Annotated in this window: 16 protein-coding genes; 6 read left to right on the top strand and 10 right to left on the bottom strand. The window is 65.0% G+C overall.

Annotated features, from left to right (window positions below; translation table 11 throughout):
- The first annotated feature begins 84 nt into the window (after nucleotides 1–84).
- Nucleotides 85–1,404, top strand: a complete 1,320-nt coding sequence (locus tag RH858_RS06240; RefSeq protein WP_259534460.1) for a DUF92 domain-containing protein — start codon at nucleotides 85–87, stop codon at nucleotides 1,402–1,404.
- Nucleotides 1,405–1,465: 61 nt separating this feature from the next.
- Nucleotides 1,466–1,924 (top strand): DUF5814 domain-containing protein, encoded by a 459-nt coding sequence (locus tag RH858_RS06235; RefSeq protein ID WP_259534461.1) that lies wholly within the window; start codon nucleotides 1,466–1,468, stop codon nucleotides 1,922–1,924.
- Here RH858_RS06235 and RH858_RS06230 read toward each other — a convergent pair.
- Nucleotides 1,911–2,312, bottom strand: a complete 402-nt coding sequence (locus RH858_RS06230) for a ribbon-helix-helix protein, CopG family (RefSeq protein WP_259534462.1) — start codon at nucleotides 2,310–2,312, stop codon at nucleotides 1,911–1,913. The genes RH858_RS06235 and RH858_RS06230 overlap by 14 nt on opposite strands.
- Nucleotides 2,313–2,411: 99 nt before the next feature.
- Between RH858_RS06230 and hutH the strand changes: the two genes are divergently transcribed.
- Nucleotides 2,412–3,998, top strand: coding sequence for a histidine ammonia-lyase (gene hutH / locus RH858_RS06225; RefSeq protein WP_259534463.1), 1,587 nt, complete (start codon nucleotides 2,412–2,414; stop codon nucleotides 3,996–3,998).
- A 19-nt stretch (nucleotides 3,999–4,017) separates the two neighbouring features.
- On the opposite strand, the gene RH858_RS06220 is transcribed toward hutH, so the two are convergent.
- On the bottom strand, nucleotides 4,018–4,644 hold the full coding sequence (locus tag RH858_RS06220; RefSeq protein WP_259534464.1) for an RPA family protein: 627 nt from the start codon (nucleotides 4,642–4,644) through the stop codon (nucleotides 4,018–4,020).
- A 10-nt stretch (nucleotides 4,645–4,654) separates the two neighbouring features.
- Nucleotides 4,655–5,584, bottom strand: coding sequence for a replication factor A (locus RH858_RS06215; RefSeq protein WP_310561361.1), 930 nt, complete (start codon nucleotides 5,582–5,584; stop codon nucleotides 4,655–4,657).
- Nucleotides 5,585–5,774: 190 nt separating this feature from the next.
- Between RH858_RS06215 and RH858_RS06210 the strand changes: the two genes are divergently transcribed.
- Nucleotides 5,775–6,659, top strand: coding sequence for a ParA family protein (locus RH858_RS06210; protein ID WP_310561360.1), 885 nt, complete (start codon nucleotides 5,775–5,777; stop codon nucleotides 6,657–6,659).
- A 42-nt stretch (nucleotides 6,660–6,701) separates the two neighbouring features.
- Here RH858_RS06210 and RH858_RS06205 read toward each other — a convergent pair whose 3' ends face one another.
- Complete coding sequence (locus RH858_RS06205; RefSeq protein ID WP_259534467.1) at nucleotides 6,702–7,565, bottom strand: transcription initiation factor IIB family protein; 864 nt, start codon at nucleotides 7,563–7,565, stop codon at nucleotides 6,702–6,704.
- A gap of 166 nt (nucleotides 7,566–7,731) precedes the next feature.
- On the opposite strand from RH858_RS06205, the gene RH858_RS06200 reads away from it, so the two are divergent.
- Nucleotides 7,732–8,253, top strand: a complete 522-nt coding sequence (locus RH858_RS06200; protein WP_259534468.1) for a hypothetical protein — start codon at nucleotides 7,732–7,734, stop codon at nucleotides 8,251–8,253.
- 40 nt (nucleotides 8,254–8,293) lie between these two features.
- Here the strand turns inward: RH858_RS06200 and RH858_RS06195 are convergent, their stop codons facing one another.
- The 6 genes from RH858_RS06195 to RH858_RS06170 all read right to left on the bottom strand — a co-directional run bounded on the left by RH858_RS06195 (nucleotide 8,294) and on the right by RH858_RS06170 (nucleotide 16,722).
- The gene (locus RH858_RS06195) at nucleotides 8,294–8,950 is read right to left on the bottom strand and encodes a MinD/ParA family protein (RefSeq protein WP_259534469.1); all 657 of its coding nucleotides are present in this window, start codon (nucleotides 8,948–8,950) and stop codon (nucleotides 8,294–8,296) included.
- Nucleotides 8,947–9,711, bottom strand: coding sequence for a hypothetical protein (locus RH858_RS06190; protein ID WP_259534470.1), 765 nt, complete (start codon nucleotides 9,709–9,711; stop codon nucleotides 8,947–8,949). Before RH858_RS06190 ends, RH858_RS06195 begins: the two co-directional genes overlap by 4 nt.
- Before the next feature lie 30 nt (nucleotides 9,712–9,741).
- Entirely contained in the window at nucleotides 9,742–10,620 is an 879-nt protein-coding gene (locus RH858_RS06185) for a hypothetical protein (protein ID WP_310561359.1), read from the bottom strand.
- Nucleotides 10,617–10,955, bottom strand: coding sequence for a hypothetical protein (locus tag RH858_RS06180; protein ID WP_310561358.1), 339 nt, complete (start codon nucleotides 10,953–10,955; stop codon nucleotides 10,617–10,619). Before RH858_RS06180 ends, RH858_RS06185 begins: the two co-directional genes overlap by 4 nt.
- A 71-nt stretch (nucleotides 10,956–11,026) precedes the next feature.
- Nucleotides 11,027–11,305: a hypothetical protein gene (locus RH858_RS06175; RefSeq protein ID WP_310561357.1), complete on the bottom strand. Its 279-nt coding sequence runs from the start codon at nucleotides 11,303–11,305 to the stop codon at nucleotides 11,027–11,029.
- Nucleotides 11,306–11,307: 2 nt separating this feature from the next.
- Nucleotides 11,308–16,722, bottom strand: coding sequence for an LAGLIDADG family homing endonuclease (locus tag RH858_RS06170; RefSeq protein ID WP_310561404.1), 5,415 nt, complete (start codon nucleotides 16,720–16,722; stop codon nucleotides 11,308–11,310).
- A gap of 144 nt (nucleotides 16,723–16,866) precedes the next feature.
- Here RH858_RS06170 and RH858_RS06165 point away from each other — a divergent pair, with 144 nt between their 5' ends.
- Nucleotides 16,867–18,054 carry a mechanosensitive ion channel family protein gene (locus RH858_RS06165; RefSeq protein ID WP_310561356.1) on the top strand — a complete coding sequence of 396 codons (1,188 nt, stop codon included), beginning with the start codon at nucleotides 16,867–16,869 and terminating at the stop codon, nucleotides 18,052–18,054.
- The last annotated feature ends 9 nt before the right edge of the window (nucleotides 18,055–18,063 follow it).

The raw sequence follows: 18,063 nt of genomic DNA, 5'->3' as shown, positions 1-18,063 counted from the left end.
CCTCCACGGGGTGTGGATCAAAAAGGACGCCGTTTCGGGGGCGATGTCGGGAGCGTTAAGTGCGCGTCGGGGATACCTCGTGACGTGACGAACAGGCTCCGCCGTGCCGGGGGATTCGCTGCGGTTTCGTCGCTCGCACTCGCGGCCCCCGAACTCGGACAGGCGGCCGCTGTCCCCTTCGCGGCTATTGCGGTACTTGCGGCGTTCGTCGTCGACGACGGCCCCCTTTTCGAGCTGTTCGCCCGCCCGAGCGATCGACAGGAGGGTCGCCTGTACGGGCTGGCCGGCTTTTCGCTCGCGGCAGCGGGACTGGCGGTGTTTGCGACGATCCCGACTGTTCCGATGTCCGAGAGCGTCTTCGCCGCCGCTGTGGTCGTCGTCGGGTTCGGCAACCTCGGCCGCGCGCTGGTCGCCGAACTCTCCACCGAGGAGTTTCTCGAGGTCGCCGGGTTCGTTGCGGCGGGCTTTCTTGCGGCGACGGCCGCCCAGGCGATCGTCGCCACGCAGCTTCCGGGGCGGGTCGACCTCTCGCTTTTCGCTTTCCTCGCTGCAGTCGCGGCGCTGGTCGCCGCGTTGTTGCGATCCATGTTGTTCCCGCGGGACGATCCGCTGGTGATGCTCTCGGTGGGCCTCGTCCTCTGGCTGTTCGCCGAACTCGTGCTCGCGGTGTCCCCGATACTGGTCGGAGCCGGACTCGCGATCACCGTCGTGCTCGGGTACGTCTCGTATGCCCTGGGGACTGCCTCCGTTCCGGGCATGCTCACCGGCGTGCTGCTCGGGCTGCTCGCGGTCGTACTCGGCGGCGTCGGCTGGTTCCTCGCGCTCATGGCGTTCTTCGCGATCGGCGGGCTCTCCTCGAAGTACCGCTACGAGGAGAAGAAAGCCCGCGGCGTCGCCGAGGAGAACGAGGGGGCCCGTGGCACCGGGAACGTGCTCGCGAACTCTGCGGTCGCGCTCGCGGCCGTCCTCGGGTTCGCCGCCACTGCACACGGCGACGTTCCCGCCTGGCCGCTGGCGCTCGCGTTTGCGGGGTCGGTGGCGACGGCACTGGGGGACACGCTCTCCTCTGAAATCGGCGGGCTGTACGACGATCCGCGGCTGGTGACGACGCTGGAACCGGTCGAACCGGGAACCGACGGTGCGATCACCTGGCAGGGGGAGTTTGCGGGCCTGGCCGGGGCGGCCATCGTTGCCGCGATCGCGGCGGCCTCCATGCCGCTCGGATTCCAACCGATTATCGGGGCCGGAATCGTGCTCGCTGCGGGGTTCGTCGGGATGACCGTCGACTCTCTGCTCGGTGCCGCAGTCGAGGGCGACCTGCTCGGCAACCAGGCGGTCAACTTCGCCGCCACGCTCGCCGGGGCGATCGCCGCCGTCGGGTTCGGGGTTCTCCTCGCCTGGTGAGTCGCCACGGGCGCGCGAGACGCCTCGCTTTTACCGCTCGATCGCGTATCGGACGACAGCAGTGGCTATCACCGACAAGATCTACGTCAAGAACCACAGACAGCTCGCCTCGCAGCTGGAGACGAATCTGCCGAAGGGAGCGTTCGCGGGAGCGACGCTGGATCTGCTGTTCACCGGCGACGGGTTGGCCGACCTCGACGAGGCCACCCGGGAGCGGGTGCTCGACTTCGCCGAGGACTTCCTCGATTGCGACTGCGAGAACAACCCGTACTGCGGCTGCCCGGAACGGAAGTTCATCCGGTACCTGCTCGAACTGCGGGCCCAGGGGATGGGTCCCGACGAGATCGTCGACACGATGACCGCAGAGTACATGGTGTACGCGTATCCGGGCGACGTGTTGTCGTTTCTGGACAGCGCGGTCCGGCGGCTCGAGGCGGTCGAGTCGCTTTCGGCGGTCGAGGGAAACGACGAGATGGAACGGAAGGCTCGCGAGGCGCGGCAGGCACTCACCCGAGCCTGAACGACGGCTCGTCCGGTTCCCCGTCGAGGTCCTCCAGCTGGATGACGTCCTCCTCTTCGTCCTCGAGCTGTTCGCGGAGGTAGTTCACGTACCGTTTGTGCTCCTCGAGCTGCTCGCGGAGGTGTTCGGCCTCGAGTTCGAGGCGCTCGTGCTCCCGGATGAAGCTTTTCGGCACCTCGACTTTCGGCGGGAACGACTCCTCGCCGTCCATGTTCTCGAGCTCGTGTTCCGGGACCACTCGAACCTGGCCGCCGTGGGCAACGAGGGTGTCCACGTAGTCGCGGAACACCGCCGACAGAGAGATGTCGCGCTCCTCGGCGATCTCGCGGAGCGTCTCGAACGCGTCCTCGTTGACGCGAAACGAGATGGTCTTGTTCTTGTTGCCCATCGTATTACCCACTCTACGCCCCGATTACTTAACGGTTTGTCAGACGCTCGCCGTTTTTCGACCCGAATACCCTTTGCGACATGGTCTCATGCAGGACACATGACTGTCGCACTCGACGGCGACTCCCTCGAAGTTGCCGACGTCGTTGCGGTGGCCCGGCACGGGGAGCCAGTTTCGATCGCTCCCGCCGCCCGGGAGGCCGTCCGGGAGGCACGAACGCGGGTCGAGGACGTCGTTTCGGTCGGCGATCCTGTTTACGGGGTAAACACCGGCTTCGGCGAACTCGTGGACCAACGGATCCCACCGGAACGGCTCGAGGAACTCCAGTCGAACCTCCTGCGGAGCCACGCCGCCGGTACCGGACGCGAACTCGATCGCGAGGAAGTCCGGGCGATGCTTCTCACAAGGCTGAACGCGCTTCTTTCCGGTTACTCCGGGGTGCGGATCGACGTCGTCGACGCGCTCGCGGCCCTCCTGAACGAAGGCGTCCATCCGGTGGTCCCGTCGCGGGGGAGCCTCGGAGCGTCCGGCGACCTCGCACCGCTGGCCCATCTTGCGCTCGTACTCGTGGGAGAAGGTGAGGCCGACGTCGACATCGACGGCAGCGCTGACGGGACACGACGACTCCCCGGCGACGAGGCGCTTGCCACTGCGGGACTCGAGCCGCTCTCGTTGCGAGCGAAAGAGGGGTTGGCACTGATAAACGGGACACAGCTCACTCTCGGATTGGCGGCGCTTTTCGTCCACGACGCCGAGCGGCTCTGCCGGGCGGCCGACGCGGCGGGGGCGCTCACGACGGAGGTGACGATGGGAACGACCGCCTCCTGTGCGCCGGCGGTCCACGACGCCCGGCCTCACCCCGGTAGTGCCGAAAGCGCCCGCGTGGTCCGACAGCTCACTGTCGAATCGGAGGTGGTCGAATCCCACCGGAACTGCGACCGGGTGCAGGACGCCTACTCGATCCGGTGTCTCCCGCAGGTTCACGGCGCCGTTCGCGACGCCGTCTCCCACCTCCGGGACGCCGTCGAGGTCGAACTCGACAGCGCGACCGACAACCCGCTGGTGTTCCCCCGCGAGATGGTCGACGACCGGGCGTCCGGAACCGGGCGGGCCGCGGTGGTCTCCGCCGGCAATTTCCACGGGGAACCGCTGGCCTTGCCGCTGGACTACGCGGTCGGCGCGCTCACGGAACTCGCGTCGATCTCGGAACGCCGCGTCGACCGGCTTCTCAACCCGGCGCTCCAGGAGCCGTACCTCCCGCCGTTTCTCGCGCGCGAGCCGGGCGTCGAATCCGGGCTGATGATCGCACAGTACACCGCCGCGTCGCTCGTCAACGAGTGTCGAAACGTCGGCCGCGCCGCGACGGACAACGTCCCCGTCTCGGGCAACCAGGAGGATCACGTCTCCATGGGTGCGACCGCCGCACTCGGAGCCCGGCGGACCCTCGATCGCGCCCGGCGGGTCGTCGCCACCGAGCTCCTGTGTGGCGTCGAAGCGACCGAGTACCTCGACCCGGAGCTGTCGCTGGGGGATGGAACCGAATCCGTCCGACAGCTCGTTCGGGACGTCGTCCCGCCGCTTTCGGGCGACCGTCGGCTCGACGGCGACCTCGAGGCGGTCGCCTCGCTGATCGCGGAGGGGCTCTTGGACGAGGTCGTTCGCGAAACGGCTGTGGAGTCCGATTAGGTCCGTCCGTCAGGAGGCGCTATACCCCTGCGTCCGCCGTCGGCTCGGAGTCGAGTTCGTCCGACCCCTCGGTTTCCTCGAGGCTCTCGAGCGCCGCGATGGCGGCGTCCCTGTACTCCTCGACTGGGAGGTCGTACTCCTCGCGGGCCATCCGGGCGTATTCGTTGCCCTCATCGTCGAAGGCGGCGATGCGGTCGATCGTCCGTTCGGCGGTCTCGACGACCCACCGGTCGCGGGTCTCGGCGTCGACCTCGGTGATCGCCTCCGGGCGGACGGAGACGTTGACGGTGCCGTCGTCGGTTTCGAACGTGCGCGGTTTGCCGACCACCGAGACGTACGCCGGCGGCTCCAGATCCCGGAGGACGCTTGCCGCCTCCGGCTGGTACTGTCCGGCGTAGACGAAGAACGTCCCCGTCGGATCGACGATGCGACCGCGCCAGTACTCGTTGTCCTCGCCGACGTCTTCCTTCTCGGTGAGGGTGCCGACCAGGAACACCCGGTTCGCCTGCTCTCCCGTCGGGAGCAGCAGGTAGACGGGCGCGCGCTCGTCCTCGGATTCCTTGAACGTGTAACCGGCGTCGTTGAACTCTCCTGCGAAGACGCGCCGGGCGACCTCTCGCGTGGGTGTCGTTTGGCTTTGACTCATCGTGTTCACCTCAAAGCGATCGCGCCCTCACGAGCGCCTGTTCGGGGTCGACTGCCCCCGGCGATTCCTGTTCGTCGACGAGGAGATACCGGCCGAGCAGCGGTCCACTCACCCGGTAGTACTGACCGAGCACTCGCCCGGCCATCTCGTCGGCGACGACGGTCGTGTCCAGCGCGTCCATTGCCATCTCCTTGGCCTCCTCGAGGGCGATCCCGGTGAGCTCCTCGGTGGCCTCCTTGTCGAAGATGACCTCCTGGGTCTCGACGCCGTCGTCGAGGACGCCCTTGATCCGGAGGTCGAACTCGCCTTCGACGTCGCCGTGCTCGGAACATCGGCCGTTCTGAAGCACGCGCGTACAGCTGTCCTCCGGGCACCGCTTTATCAGGCCCGAGCCGGACTGGATGTCCACGAGCGCGCCTTCGACGGTTTCTGCGTCGTCGCCGACCTCGATCTCCTCGTCGAGTTCGGTGATCTCGGTCGTGCGGTTGAGCTTCACCGAGTAGCGCCCCTGGTACTCGTCGGTGACGACGTTCGAGAGCGCGTACGTCTTCCCCTCCTCGAGGTGGTCGAGGTCGGAGGTTTCGAAGGCGACGAACTTGATCGTCCCCGACTCGTCGCCCAGGAGCCCGACCTGCGCGATCGAATCGCTTCTGGGCTCCCACAGGTCGACGACCTTCACTCGTAGGTCGACCCACTGTTCGTCCTCCTCGATGTCGCTTGTCTGCATCTGCTGGCTCCCGCCGCGACTGGTGACGTCGTCGCGTTCGAGCCCTGCTTCGTCGAGGTAACTGTTGTAGACGCTGCGCCGTGCTTCGTCGACCGGCACGCGGTATTCGCTCACGAGGTTGTCGAGCCGCTCTTCGACCTCGTCTACGTCCACGTCCAGGTGATCCGAGAACTGTTCGGCTATCTCCGCTGCGTGTTGCCGCAACTCTGTCATAGGGTATCCCGCCTCCACTTCGTTTTCAATGGGAGGCACACGGTGGTTGGTGCGTCATAGCTTAAAAGCCATCGCCAGCGGACCGGAAGTGAATCGGGCGGTCACACTGACCGTAGCGGACTTGATCCACTCGAACAGTTTCCAACATATAAAAGAAGATTTTTAATCTAAAAGATTTTGAAATAAACGCATGACGGACACCGACGACGGAGACGGATCGCTCGTGGCGCTCGTCGGGGCGACGGGTGGTGCAGGGACGACGCGGACGAGTGTCGAGCTGGCAACGACACTGGCACGGGGTGGTCGGTCGGCGGTCGTGGTCGACGCGGCGTTCGCCACCCAGGGGCTCTCGGAGTACGTCGCCGGACGGATCGCCCCCGACGTGACCGCCCTCGTCACCGACGAGACGAACGTGCCGGTTCGCTCGGCGACCGTCGAACTGGCCGACGCTCCCCTCGACGACGAGGCACAGCACTCGTTCGGCAGCGTCGAACTGCTCCCGGCCTACGCCCCGTTCGAACGGCTGGCGCGTGCGAAGACGCCCGCGGCCGCAGAGCGGTTCGAGGAGCTGCTCGCTGGCGCGGCTGACGCGTTCGATCACGCGATCGTCGACGTGCCGCCGGTGGCGTCGAACCAGGCGATTGCGGCGGTGTCGGCCGCAGACACGGTCGTCGCGGTGACGCCGGCCGACGACCACGGAACCGATTCCCTCGTCCGCCTTCGCGATCGGCTGGCGGATCTCGACGTTCCGGTCGACGCCGCCGTCGGCGTTGGCGGGGAGCTGCCGGTCGCGGGTTCGTCGACCGAGAGTTCGTCGACCGAGAGTTCGTCGACCGAGAGTTCGTCGTTCGTTAATTCTTCGACGATGAATCTGTCGCTTCCCGGGACCGATCCGTCTCCGCACGACGCCCCGTCCTGTCTCGAGGACGACCGCTACGGAGAGGCGCTCGTCGAACTCGCCGAATCGACGATCGGCGTTACCCTTTCGATCGCGTTCGAGCCCGAGAGCGTGCGCGACCGTGTGGCTGCCGCCGTCACGGATCGCGTGGGACCGAACGCGACGGACGGCTCCTGAACGAATCGTCACTACTTCGGTTCCGGAGTCCACCCAGAACGCTCACTCCAGGAGGTCGTGGAACGTGTTCCGGATCGTCACCGGCGTCACGTCGGCGACGTCGGCTGCCGCCCGCTGTGTGAGATCCGACGATCCGTGCACGTGTGCGGCGGTGTACAGACAGGCGGCGGCGACGCCGCTGGGATCGCGCCCGACGTCGACTCCGTTCTCGCGTGCGCGATCGGCCAGCTTCCGGGCTCGCCGTTCGATTTCGGGCCCGACGTCCAGCTGTGACGCGAACCGGGGGAGATACTCCGCCGGCGGAACCGGACCGACCGGAAGGCCGAGTTCGCGGTTCATCGCGTCGTAGGCCGCCTCGTGCTCGTTCGGTGTTGCTTTGGCGACGTCGACGACTTCCTCTACGGTCCTGGCGAGTCCGGCGACCCGACACGCCGCGTACAGACACGCCGAGGCGAACCCCTCGATCGACCGGCCACGGAGCAGCGACTCCCCTTGTGCGGAGTCGAAGAGGGTACACGCCTGATCGCGCACGTGCTCGGGCAACCCCAGCACGTCCGTCATTCGCCGGATCTCCGTGAAGCCGTACACCTGGTTCCGTTCCCGCTTCGATCGGATCTTGGTCCGGTCGTGCTGCCGGCGGAGACGGGCAAACTTGCGGCGCTTGCGTCCCTTGACCCGGGTGTGACCGATCTCGGTCGAGAGCCCCCGGTCGTGACGCGACCGGGTCAGCGGCGCGCCGGTGCGCTCGGGGTTCGTGTCATCGTCCGCGAACGAGCGCCACTCGGGGCCGCGATCGATGCGGTCGGCGTCGACGACCAGTCCACAGTTCGAACAGATCGTCTCGTCGCCGTCGGCGTGCAATTGACCGTCACATTCCGGGCAACCAGCGGCTCGTGCCTGGCTCATACGTGAAGGTTGGTCGCGATGGTTTACTTAAACGGGGGACGAACGGCGACGAGAACCCCGGAACTACCGCGTCGAACCTACCGGTTACCGGTGTGTTCGGAGGGCGAACCGGAGATCTTCGTGACGAATACGGATATTTAACTGGGATGAGCAGACAGTCGTTCACGTGACGCTGTCGGACATCGCATCGGGACTGGAGGTGACGACGAGCCAGCGCGAGGCGGAGAGTCATGGCGTCGCGACCGTCGACGGGACGGAAGCGACGTTGCGAGAGCGGATCGAACCGCACGCCGACGAGCTTCCCTGTACCGCAAGCGCCGCCGCCACAGTACTCGAGTCGTACGAATGCGGCACGAGCGTCGGGGAGAGCGCACGCGAGGCGGCGGTCGCGCCGATGACGGCCGCGAAGGCGCTCCACCGGTGTGGCGTCTCGGGGATCTGTCCGCTGGCGCCGACGAAACGCCGGATCGTCCGGGACTGGCTCGACGGCGAACTCTCCCGGAGCGAGGCACAGTCACTTTCCGGTGCCGACGAGGCCGAGTTCGCGCTGGCAACGTACGTCGAAACCCACGATCCGATTCCGGAGCTGGTGGACGCGGTCGCGACCGCCGGCCGCGGTCGAGATCCCGCGGTCGAAAAGCGGGACGCGCTCGCGGGGACGATGAGCGACGCGACGGAACTCCGATAGTGATCTTCCTTCGCTGACCCGTTTTCGATCCGGACGGTTTTCACCGACAGGAGTCTGCCGCTCTCGCGAGTTCTCGGATCCGTTCGGCGGCCGTACTTTTCGGCGCGGAGTCGGTGATCGGCGTCTCCGTACGGACCGACCGCCCCAGTCGCGGATCCGCTGGTACCGGCGTCACCGGCCCGCCCAGCGCCGACGCCATCGACTCCGTCGGCGGTGGATCCACGACACGGTTGCACGCCGCGCCGACCAGTCCGGCATCGAGCTCCCGTGCGAGCTCGCGGGTCCGAACGGCGTTCGCGAGCGCGAACGGCTGGGGTGAGACGACGAGCAGACACGCGTCCGCAAGCGCCAGTGGAACGCCCACGTCGGTGCGCAGTCCCGCCGGACAGTCGACCACGAGCGTCCCCCGTTCTCGTTCGAGCGTTTCGAGCACGTCCCGCAGTCGGCTCAGATCCGACGCCCGCGCACCGGAAAGCGATCGGCCACAGGGGACGAGCGTGACCGGTCCCTCGTGGACACACTCGGTCGGTGCCGCGCGCCCGGCGAGCGCGTCGTGGAGGTCCGGTCCCCGGCCCGCCGGGAGGTCGGCCATCCCGAGATCCGCATCGACGGCGACGGCGTCGAGCGCGGCAGCGAGGTTGTACGCGACCGTCGTCTTGCCGACGCCGCCCTTCCCGCCAGCGACCGCGAGGATCACGCGAACCGCTCCAGTGTGTCGACCGGAAGTTCGACAGATCGTGCCCGGTCGGCTCGCGACTGTGCCCGGGCTGCGTCCTCCAGGGCCTGCTCTGCGGCTCGACGCAGCCGATCTGCTCTCGAACGGAGCCGCGATGCGTACCCCTCGAGGATCTCGGCGTCCTCCTCCAGTGCCCTGTCGAGCACTCTCGCGATTTCGATTCCTGTATGGCCGACGGGAGCCGTTTCGTCCCCGACGAGAGCTGTCTCTGCGAGTTCCTCCAGTACGTCTGCTGCCCCTTCGACGCCCGTCGTTTCCAGCCGTTCTCCGAGCTCGATCCGTCGGACCGCCCGATCGATGTCGTCGCTATGCTCCGGTGGGTCGTTCCGGCTCTCCGCGACCGATTCGCCTGCTCCAGTCGTCTCCGGTTCGGTGACGGCCATTCGGGGCGGCCGAAACGTTCCGAGAGAGCGTCTCGCGCGGGATTCCGTGTCGTCCTCCGGAGCTGGCCCTCGGCCGGTGGACTCGATTTCGACGGCAGGATCCTCCGGCGGCGAGGAACAGGCGTATCCGATCCCGATCGTCTTTCCGGCGGGAACCGTGATCGTGACTCCCGTTTCGTCCCAGCCACGCTTCGGAACGCCGTTTTTCCGTGGCGGCAACACGGTACCGCCGAGCCGGTTTTCCAGTCTGGCGTGCCGTATCACGGGTGCGGGGTTGTGCACGCTCGCCGTTACGAACGTCACCCCGTCCCGTCGTTCGACGTCGTGCTCCAGGTTCACGCCGACGAGTGCTTCCTCTTCCGGTTTGAATCATTCCTCGCAGAGCCAGACGTCGACCTCCAGGATGCGGGCCACCCGCCCGGCGTCGTCGATGTCGGTCTCGTGGGCGTCGACCACGATCGGCACCTCGAGATCCGCGAGCGCGACGGCGGCGAGCTGTGATGCTGTCCCTCCGAACTTCGATCCGATCGCCCCGTCCGAATCCTCGTCGACGAGCGATCCAACGCGTTCCCGGATCGCCTCGAACTCGTCAAACAACGCGTCTACGAGGGCGGCCCTCGCCTCCCGGCGCCGGTTCTCGAGTCGGTCCTGCAGTTTCATCCGACGATCCCGAACGCTCCGGGCGTTTCGAGCATCCCGCTTTGCCGCCTCGAGCGCCTGGTCGGCCGCGATCCGGTCGGTCGACACCTCTGACAGCTCCGCGACCGCCGCTTCGAGCGCCTCGGCCGTCTCCTCGGTTGGCTCGCCGAGCTCCCGTTCCGTTCGAAGCCGGCCGCGAAGCGACGCGATCCGCTCTCGCAGCTCCGCCTCGTTCTTCGTCGCGTCGACGACCTTTCGTTTTGCCGCTTCGATCTCCCTTTCGGGCTTCGGCACCTCGATCGACGCCAGCTCCGCTTCGAGATCCCGGATCACGTCGTCGTGGGATGTCGTTGCCCCGCGGGTCCGTGCCGCGGCGGCCACCAGCCGACGGACGGTCGTCTCGGATTTTCCGATCGGCCCGAGCACGTCGTATGCGTCGGGTTCGTCCGGACGTCGCTCGCTTGCGTCCCGCTCTGGTCGAGAAGCGGCAGCCGGTTCGTCGATCCGCGTTCCGTCCCGGATCGCGGCGTGAGCGGCGGCCGGCGATATCGCGAAACCGCGTAGATCTCGTCCCCGTTTTCCGGCGGAACACTCCCGTAGTCGGTTCACAGCTCCCGCCCCCGGAGCTCGTCGGGATCCGGATAATCGGTGCCGGCGGCGAACTTGGCGTACGGCGTGCTCGGTTTCGCCCGTTCCTCGTAGGCTCGGGCCGCCGTTCGAATCCGCTCGGGAACACCCGCGAACTCGTTGAACGGTTCGGTTCGCTCGATCTGGACGTCGTCACCGTGTTTGTACCGCATCCGCAGCGCCAGAAACACTGAAAACGCCGTCTCCGAAAGCAGAGCTACCCGCCCGAATCGGCGGACGACGGCGTTTTCGTGTGACCGACAAACGTTCCGCAGCGTCGTCCGAGCCTCCCGCGAATACGTCGCCACGAACAGCATATATTCGACAGTATCTACTATTCAAATATATCTTTCGAGAATAGATACAATAACAACAGCAGAGAAATATATCAAACTCGTTCGAGGTCGACCTCGTCGCGGTCACAGTCGAGATCCCGGAGGGCAACGATCCGTTCGGCCGCCGCGGGAGCGGAGGGGGCGACGACCACGGCGTCAGCGGCGGCGTCGGGAGCGGTCGCCCGGAACAGCGCCTTTTCGCCCTCGAAATCGGTCGCATACGTCCGGAGGACGCCGACCACGCGCTCTTCGGTCGTCGCGAGATCCGTCTCGCCCGCTTCGAACGCACACAGTGCCTCCTCGACGTTCCGGAGCGCGGAGATCCGATCCATCGTCACGTGGTCCGGAGGTGGTTCTGCCGCGGTTCGTACACCTCTCCCTTCCGGCGGAGCTTCTCGATCTCGTCTTCCGCCTTGGTGGGGTCCATCCCCACCTCGTCGGCCCGCTCGATTACCTCTTCGATCGGCGCGCCCTCCTCGAACTCGTCTTCGAGCTCCTCGATCAGCCCTTTGAGGTTCTTGATCCGGTCGCGCTGGCTCTTCGAGGTGCCGGTCTCGATCACGTCTGCGTCGAACTGACCTGTCTCGGGGTCGACACCGATGTCCTGGAGGCTGGATTCGACGATGTCGATCACGCGTTCGGCGTCCTCGCTGTCGACGGTGTCGGACAGCCGGACGCGGGCGCTCGCCTCCGAGAGCCGCACCAGCGCCTCCAGCTTCCGGGCGGTCACGGGGACTGGGGCGTCCTCGTCTGCTCCCTGCGCGCGAAGATCGACGTAAAAGCCACGGATCGCCTCCCGTGCCTCGTCGGTCATCGTCGGGAAGCAGTTGCGCTTCGCGTAGGCGATGTACTTGCGCAACATCTCGGCGTCCAAGAGTGGCTCCACCTCCTGGGTGGCTTCCTGAACCTCCGCCTCGGTGAACTCCGAGGTCGCGAGTCGCTCGCGTTGAGTGTTCATCTCCCCGGCGTAGTTCGTCGTCAGGATGTGATCCGCCAGCCGGGCGTCGTGGTCGGGGTCCGGCTGGTCGGTGACGGTGAAGATGAGGTCGAACCGCGAGATCAACGCCGGCTCCAGATCGATCTGCTCGCCCAGGGGTTCGTACTGGTCGAACCGGCCGTACTTGGGGTTCGCGGCGCCCAGAAGCGAACACCGGGATTTGAGGGTGGCATTTATTCCGGCCTTGGAGATGCTGATTGAATTGTGAAGCACGACGCCCTTGCTGACGAACGTGTTCGTCGGTTCGACGGTGACGTCGTACACCCAGTCACAGGCGTTTTCGCCTTCGTTCGAGATCCGTTCGACGTCCGTGATTCGGTAATACCGCAGGTCGGAACCGTCCTGGAGTTCCTCGATACGCCGTTCGGCTTCGGCTATCGCATCCTCTATAGCCCGCTTAGCACCGTCGAAGATATCCTGTCGTCGCTCCTTACTGTATCCTCCGTTTTCGGCGTAGTGAATCGAACTCGTCGTTACACCGTCGACTCGTTCGGCGAGTTGTCTTCCGGACCAACCGACCGCCGATCGAGCAGATCCGATGTCTTCTGCCTCGGAGAGTTCTGCTTCGATCGTAGCGATTCGTTCCCGGAGAGTTTGTATTTCCGTCTGCAGCGTTTCTGTCTGGATTCCATAACCGTTGTCGAGGATCGGCTTGAACCGCCCCGTGAGCCGGAGGCCGAGTAGGCGTCTGAGCGATCTGATCTCCTCGGCAGCGCTGGTCGGTACGACGTCGTGATGGCGTCTGGTCGCTTCGCTCCGATCGACAAAGGCTCTAGCCTGATCGTATCGATGGTCTTCCGTTTCCACGACGGCGTCGACGAACCGACCGACGGAGTCACCCATGACGTACACCTTCCAGGAATCTTCAGCGGTGTCGTGGTGGATCCGAGACGCGACGCCAATCTTCGAGAGCGCGTCCGCGTAGTCTTCGGCGAGCCCGGGGGACGCCGTCGAGAATGACATCGCTTCGCTCTCGACGCCGCCGTCCCCGGCGAACGCGCCCACGAGGAACCGTCGGATTTCCTCCTGTGAGGCCGCGAGCACCTTCGCCGGGATTCGCTTGTCCCTGGCAGTGTTCAAAAGCTCCGGAAAGTTCGACTCGAACCATCGGTAGAGCTTCGTCGAAATCAACGACATCGTAATCGTACCGGCCGCATTCGTATGATCTGCAGTCAACATCCCGAAGAGGTCGTCGACGAGTTTTCCGAATCGATCGAGCAGTCGCTGGTCCTGGTTCGAGAACCCGATTTCGTGGGTGCGACCCACGTACGAGTGTCCCTCCGCGACGAGGAATCCAAGGAACTCCGCGAGTTTCGGGCTCATCTCGTCAGGCAACGTCACGTCCTTTTCCTTTCCGACGTGAGGCTCCTCCGCCAGTTCGACCGCCGCGGCCGAATTCGGCAACTGCCGCGGTGCCGGAACGAACTCGTCGACGTCGACGTCACATGCGGGGACGGTTTTCGTCTCTCCATCTCTCGAAACGAACATGGGGTGCTCGGGGGTCACGGTGACGCTCCGCCCGTTCGAGAACGTCACCCGGACGAACTCCTCGGGCGCTTCGTGGCGGCTGACTCGATCGACGGGGACCTTTCGCGTCTCGTTCGTTTCGAGATCCGTCGAGTGGACCGAGACGCCGTCGACGGGAAGGATCTCGCAATCGACCCCATCGACGACCCTATCGGGACTCTCGGACATCTTCTCGTCGACGAACTCGCCGATCTCGACTCGGCGACCGTCCGCAAGCAGGATCTCCGAACCCGGGTGGTATGACTGCTGTTCCAGCGCTTCGTGCATCGCGGAGCGGTCCTCGGAGTTGTGGACGACGATCCCGTTCGCGACGAAGTTGTGCGTCCCATCGACGGTGAGGTCGTACACCTTCGGCTCCCGTTTCTCGTCAGTTACCGTATCGATAGTCTCGACTTCTGCTACCCGTCTCGTCGTGACGTCCCTTCGAGACCTCGTCGGGATCGTCGCCGATCCGACGCCCCCATCCGTCGCCGCCGGGGATCCGTCTCGGCCATCGCGGGGAACGTAAACCCGGTCGCCGCAGTCCAGTTCCCCGGCGGCTTTCTCGGTCCTGCCGGCCTCGACGTCTACGAAGAACGGGTGGTCCGCCGTTGCCGTCACCGACTCGCCGGTCCCCAGTTCCACTCGCACGAGGCTGTCGGGTGCGTCGTACTCGTGGATCGCGGTCACGGGTCGACGGACGATCCTCCCCCGTTCGTCCATCGTCCACGCAGTGAACTCGATGTCCCGGATCGTTCGCCCGTTCGAGAGTTCCTCGATGGTTCCTGTTTCAGTCGCGTTCGCTGCCATCTCGCGGATCGGTACGGTTTCTCCATCCCCCAGTCGGACGCGTGTATCACCGGTCACACACCGCATCTTGTCCAACTCGTCGACTGCTGCGATCCCCTTGTCCGCGAGCACGAGCGCACCGGCCTCGAGGGTCCACTGTTGGCCGTCGCCGAAGTCGTCGCGTACGGCGGCGGCGGTGTTGTGCGTGACGATCCCGTTTCCGACGAAATTGTGCGTCTCGGGAACCGTCAGGTCGAACACCTCCTTCTGGCCGGTGTCGGCGGCTGAAACAACCTCGTCCCAGACAAGGGAGGCTTCGGCGGTCTCCCGGGAAACGGTCTGGAGGGGATCAGAATCGTAGCCTGCCAGAACCTCTTCCGTCGGTTCGAGTTTTTCTCTGGCGGACGCGAAGAACTCCCGAACCGGAGGCGAAAAGCGGTCGACGTCGTCGTACTCCGGTACGGCTACGTGATCTCCAGCATCGATCTCGGAAATCTCGCGCCATTCGAGCCCCCTCTCGTCACAGACGAGGACGGGCGTGTTGACCGACGCTTCCAATTCCTTTCCGTGCGCGGTCTCGATCCGTCGGCACGGCTTCTCTGGCATTCGCCAGACGTGTGAACTCTCGCGTAGTTCTATCTCGCCGCTCCCGCGATCGAAGCTGTAGACTTCGTGTTCGCTTTCGGAAGCGGTGTCCGCGTCTACGGGAGTCGGATGGTGCTCCGCGGCGAGTTCGCGGATCGGCACGAAGCCCTCGGCTGTGTGAATAGTTGTGTCACCGGTCACGCACAGCCCGGCCGAACTGCTTCCCTTCCCCGAGGTGTACACCGACCTCGGGGCGATGTTTTGGATATAAGAGAGTAGCTGAGAGTTGTGTGAGACGATCCCGTTCGAGAGGTAGTTGTGGGTGCCTTCGATTTCCAGGTCGTAGACCCACTCGTCGCCCGTGTCGACGGGTTCGATCGACGTGATCCGATCCCTGCCGATTTCGTTTTCGGCCGGAGACGTGGACGGCCGGTTTCCTTGCCCGTCCACCGTCCCACCGTCGGTTGTGGCTATCGTCAAACTGTCTTCGTCCCGAATTGGCCCGATTGGACCGTCGGTTTCGGGAGCTGCCGCGATGACCTGTCCGTCGGTCAGGTTTTCTGCTTCGATCGGTCGGAACGCGTCCCCGACGTCGACGAATAGCGGATGAGACGACGTCACCTCGAGTTCCCGCCCGGAATCTGTGCGGATTCGATACATTCGATCGGATGATTCCCGCTTCCACACCCTCGTCGCTCGCGCGGATCCGATTGTCCCATTTGGGAGAAGCGACGGGACATCGATGTCGACTGAATCGTACACTCCGTCGTCGACCGGCGTTGGGTCGTCGAGGTTATCCTCGACCAGTTCGCGTATCGGCACCCGTCGGCCGTCCGCCAACGTCACCATCGTATCCCCGGCGACGCATTTCCCGGTACCAGGATCTCCGATCAACAGCATGTGCAGGTCCCCCCGGATGCGGGAGCCGTCGGGGAGGTGTTTGGTGACGCCGGAGAACAGCTGGAGGATCATCGCGAGCTTCTCCTGTTCGTAGCCGTAAATCGACGGCGCGACCGAGTCGACCATCTGCTGGTAGATGTCGTCCTCGCTCGATCGCTCGATGATGTTCTGGACGTCGTCCTGGGTGATGTCCATGTCCTCGAACTCCTCGTCCTCGATCGAGATGGAGACGCCCTCCATATACAGATCGAAGACGGGTGTCTTCTCGTTGCCGTCGGTCATCTGCTCGATGTGCAACACGCCGACGACAGTGACGTGGTCGCCGGGCGTCACCCGGCCAGTGATGTCGTCTTCGACGTCGACGTCGATCGCCTGGGGCGTCTCCCCGCCGCGCAGCCCCTCGGGGGACTCCTGGACGCGGAGTTTCTGAGAGTCGATGAACTCCGACTGGTCGTGGTTGACGCGGAACGGACCCTGTCGCTCACAGCCCTGACACTCGTGGGGCTCCTGAAAGCCCGAATCCGACTGGGGGATGTAGGTCATCGTCCCGCAGCGCTGGCACTCGAAGGCGGCTTCGGTGATCTTCGGGCGGACGTCGGTCGCCTTCCGGACGATCCCCTGGACGGCGATCATCCGGCCGATGTGGTCGTCCTGGACACGGATCCCGCGAATGTCGATCGTTTTCGATCGCGGGAGGTTCTCGACCCGAACGTGAGCCTGTCCGAGACTCACGTCCGCCGGAAGGTCGTACAGCCGCAGCGCCTCCTCGGCGTACTCGCGGAACTGTTCCGGCTTTGCCAGGTAGTCCTCCGCGAGGTCGGGATCGAACGTGTACAGGTCGTCGTAGTCGACGTACAGCGACCGCTGTTCGTTGGGGTATCGCTGGGCGAGCTGCCCGATCTGCTCGCGGTAGTAGTTGCGGTAAAACTGGATGAATCGCTCGGTGAGGTCGTCCGTTCCAGCCGTGGCCATCGCGCCGGGATACGTCGGCATCACGTATGAACCTCATGCTCGCGGGGCGGAACTGAACAGTTGCAAACCACATGACAACTTCCTGCCGTCGGTCGGGATGTCGAAGGCGCAATTGTTTCGGTGGTCTCTACAGAATATGACCGTATGCAGGTGCTGGGTGACGCTGGCTATCCTGGCGGGGGGATGGATGCGACAGTGACTGATCCCGGGGTTGGATCTGGATTCCCACAGTTCGCCCCACCGGTACCAATACCGGCACAGACGCCGACGCCGTCCGGGGAGTTCGAACTCCTCGCCGGACTCCCCACGTGGGCCCAGGTGCTCGTGATCCTCGCGGGCGCGGTCATCGCGGCGAAACTCATCGAACTCGCGGGGAAGTGGCTCGTCCGGTCGATCGGGGACGGTGGATCACTCAGAACCGTCTTCTTCGAGGAGATCACCCTCCCGCTGTACGTGTCTGTGTTCCTGTGGGGCGTCCTCGAGAGCATCGCGCTCGTCGAACTGGAACTGGCGGTCGGCGGAGTTCGGAACGTGATTCTGACAGTGATCCTCGTGATGTGGACCCGGGCGGGGATCCGGATCGGAAACCGATCGCTGAGCCAGTTGAAGGATCGCGACAAGAGCTACGAGTTCGCGCCGATGCTGAAAAACATCTGGTCGGTCGCGGTCGTGTCGATCGCGTTCGTCTCGCTGTTGTCGATCTGGCAGATCGACGTCACGCCGCTTCTTGCCTCAGCGGGGGTGCTCGGGATCGTCATCGGCTTTGCCGCCAGGGACGCTGTCGCGAACTTCATCGGAGGGATCGCGCTGTACTTCGACGACACCTACAAACTGGGTGATTTCATCGTGCTCGAATCCGGTGAGAGGGGCACCGTCGTCGACATCGGGCTCAGATCGACGACCCTCCTCACCCGGGATCGGGTGATGGTGACGGTTCCGAACTCCGTGCTCAACTCCTCGCAGGTCGTAAACGAGTCGGCGCCACAGCGGTACAAGCGCGTTCGGGTTCCCGTACAGGTCGCGTACGGCTCCGACATCGACACGGTGGAGTCGATACTCGACAGTGTCGCCGAGGACCTCGACCTCGTAATCGATACCCCCTCCCACGAGGTCAGGTTTCTGGAATTCGGCGACAGCGGTCTCGAATACGAATTACGCGGGTTCATCCCACATCCTGCGCGTGAACCCCGGGCGGTTCACCGGATAAACCAGGAGATCTACCGACGATTCGGCGAGAACGACGTCGAAATTCCGTACCCACAGCGCGACGTCCATTTCCCCGAAGGCTCTCACGAGGTCCCTGAAGAGGCTGTGAACCAATCGATCGACTGAGCCGCGTCG

The sequence above is a fragment of the Halalkaliarchaeum sp. AArc-GB genome (assembly GCF_031432225.1).
Taxonomy (GTDB): domain Archaea; phylum Halobacteriota; class Halobacteria; order Halobacteriales; family Haloferacaceae; genus Halalkaliarchaeum.
The sequence above is the reverse complement of the archived record's forward strand: the minus strand, read 5'-3'. Positions and strand labels throughout refer to the sequence as shown.

Bases quoted from the DNA above. Each gene is read 5' to 3' on its own strand.
- RH858_RS06230 (WP_259534462.1), bottom strand. From the start codon at position 2,312: ATGGGCAACAAGAACAAGACCATCTCGTTTCGCGTCAACGAGGACGCG.
- hutH (WP_259534463.1), top strand. From the start codon at position 2,412: ATGACTGTCGCACTCGACGGCGACTCCCTCGAAGTTGCCGACGTCGTT.
- RH858_RS06220 (WP_259534464.1), bottom strand. From the start codon at position 4,644: ATGAGTCAAAGCCAAACGACACCCACGCGAGAGGTCGCCCGGCGCGTC.
- RH858_RS06215 (WP_310561361.1), bottom strand. From the start codon at position 5,584: ATGACAGAGTTGCGGCAACACGCAGCGGAGATAGCCGAACAGTTCTCG.
- RH858_RS06210 (WP_310561360.1), top strand. From the start codon at position 5,775: ATGACGGACACCGACGACGGAGACGGATCGCTCGTGGCGCTCGTCGGG.
- RH858_RS06205 (WP_259534467.1), bottom strand. From the start codon at position 7,565: ATGAGCCAGGCACGAGCCGCTGGTTGCCCGGAATGTGACGGTCAATTG.
- RH858_RS06180 (WP_310561358.1), bottom strand. From the start codon at position 10,955: ATGCTGTTCGTGGCGACGTATTCGCGGGAGGCTCGGACGACGCTGCGG.
- RH858_RS06175 (WP_310561357.1), bottom strand. From the start codon at position 11,305: ATGGATCGGATCTCCGCGCTCCGGAACGTCGAGGAGGCACTGTGTGCG.
- RH858_RS06170 (WP_310561404.1), bottom strand. From the start codon at position 16,722: ATGGCCACGGCTGGAACGGACGACCTCACCGAGCGATTCATCCAGTTT.
- RH858_RS06165 (WP_310561356.1), top strand. From the start codon at position 16,867: ATGCAGGTGCTGGGTGACGCTGGCTATCCTGGCGGGGGGATGGATGCG.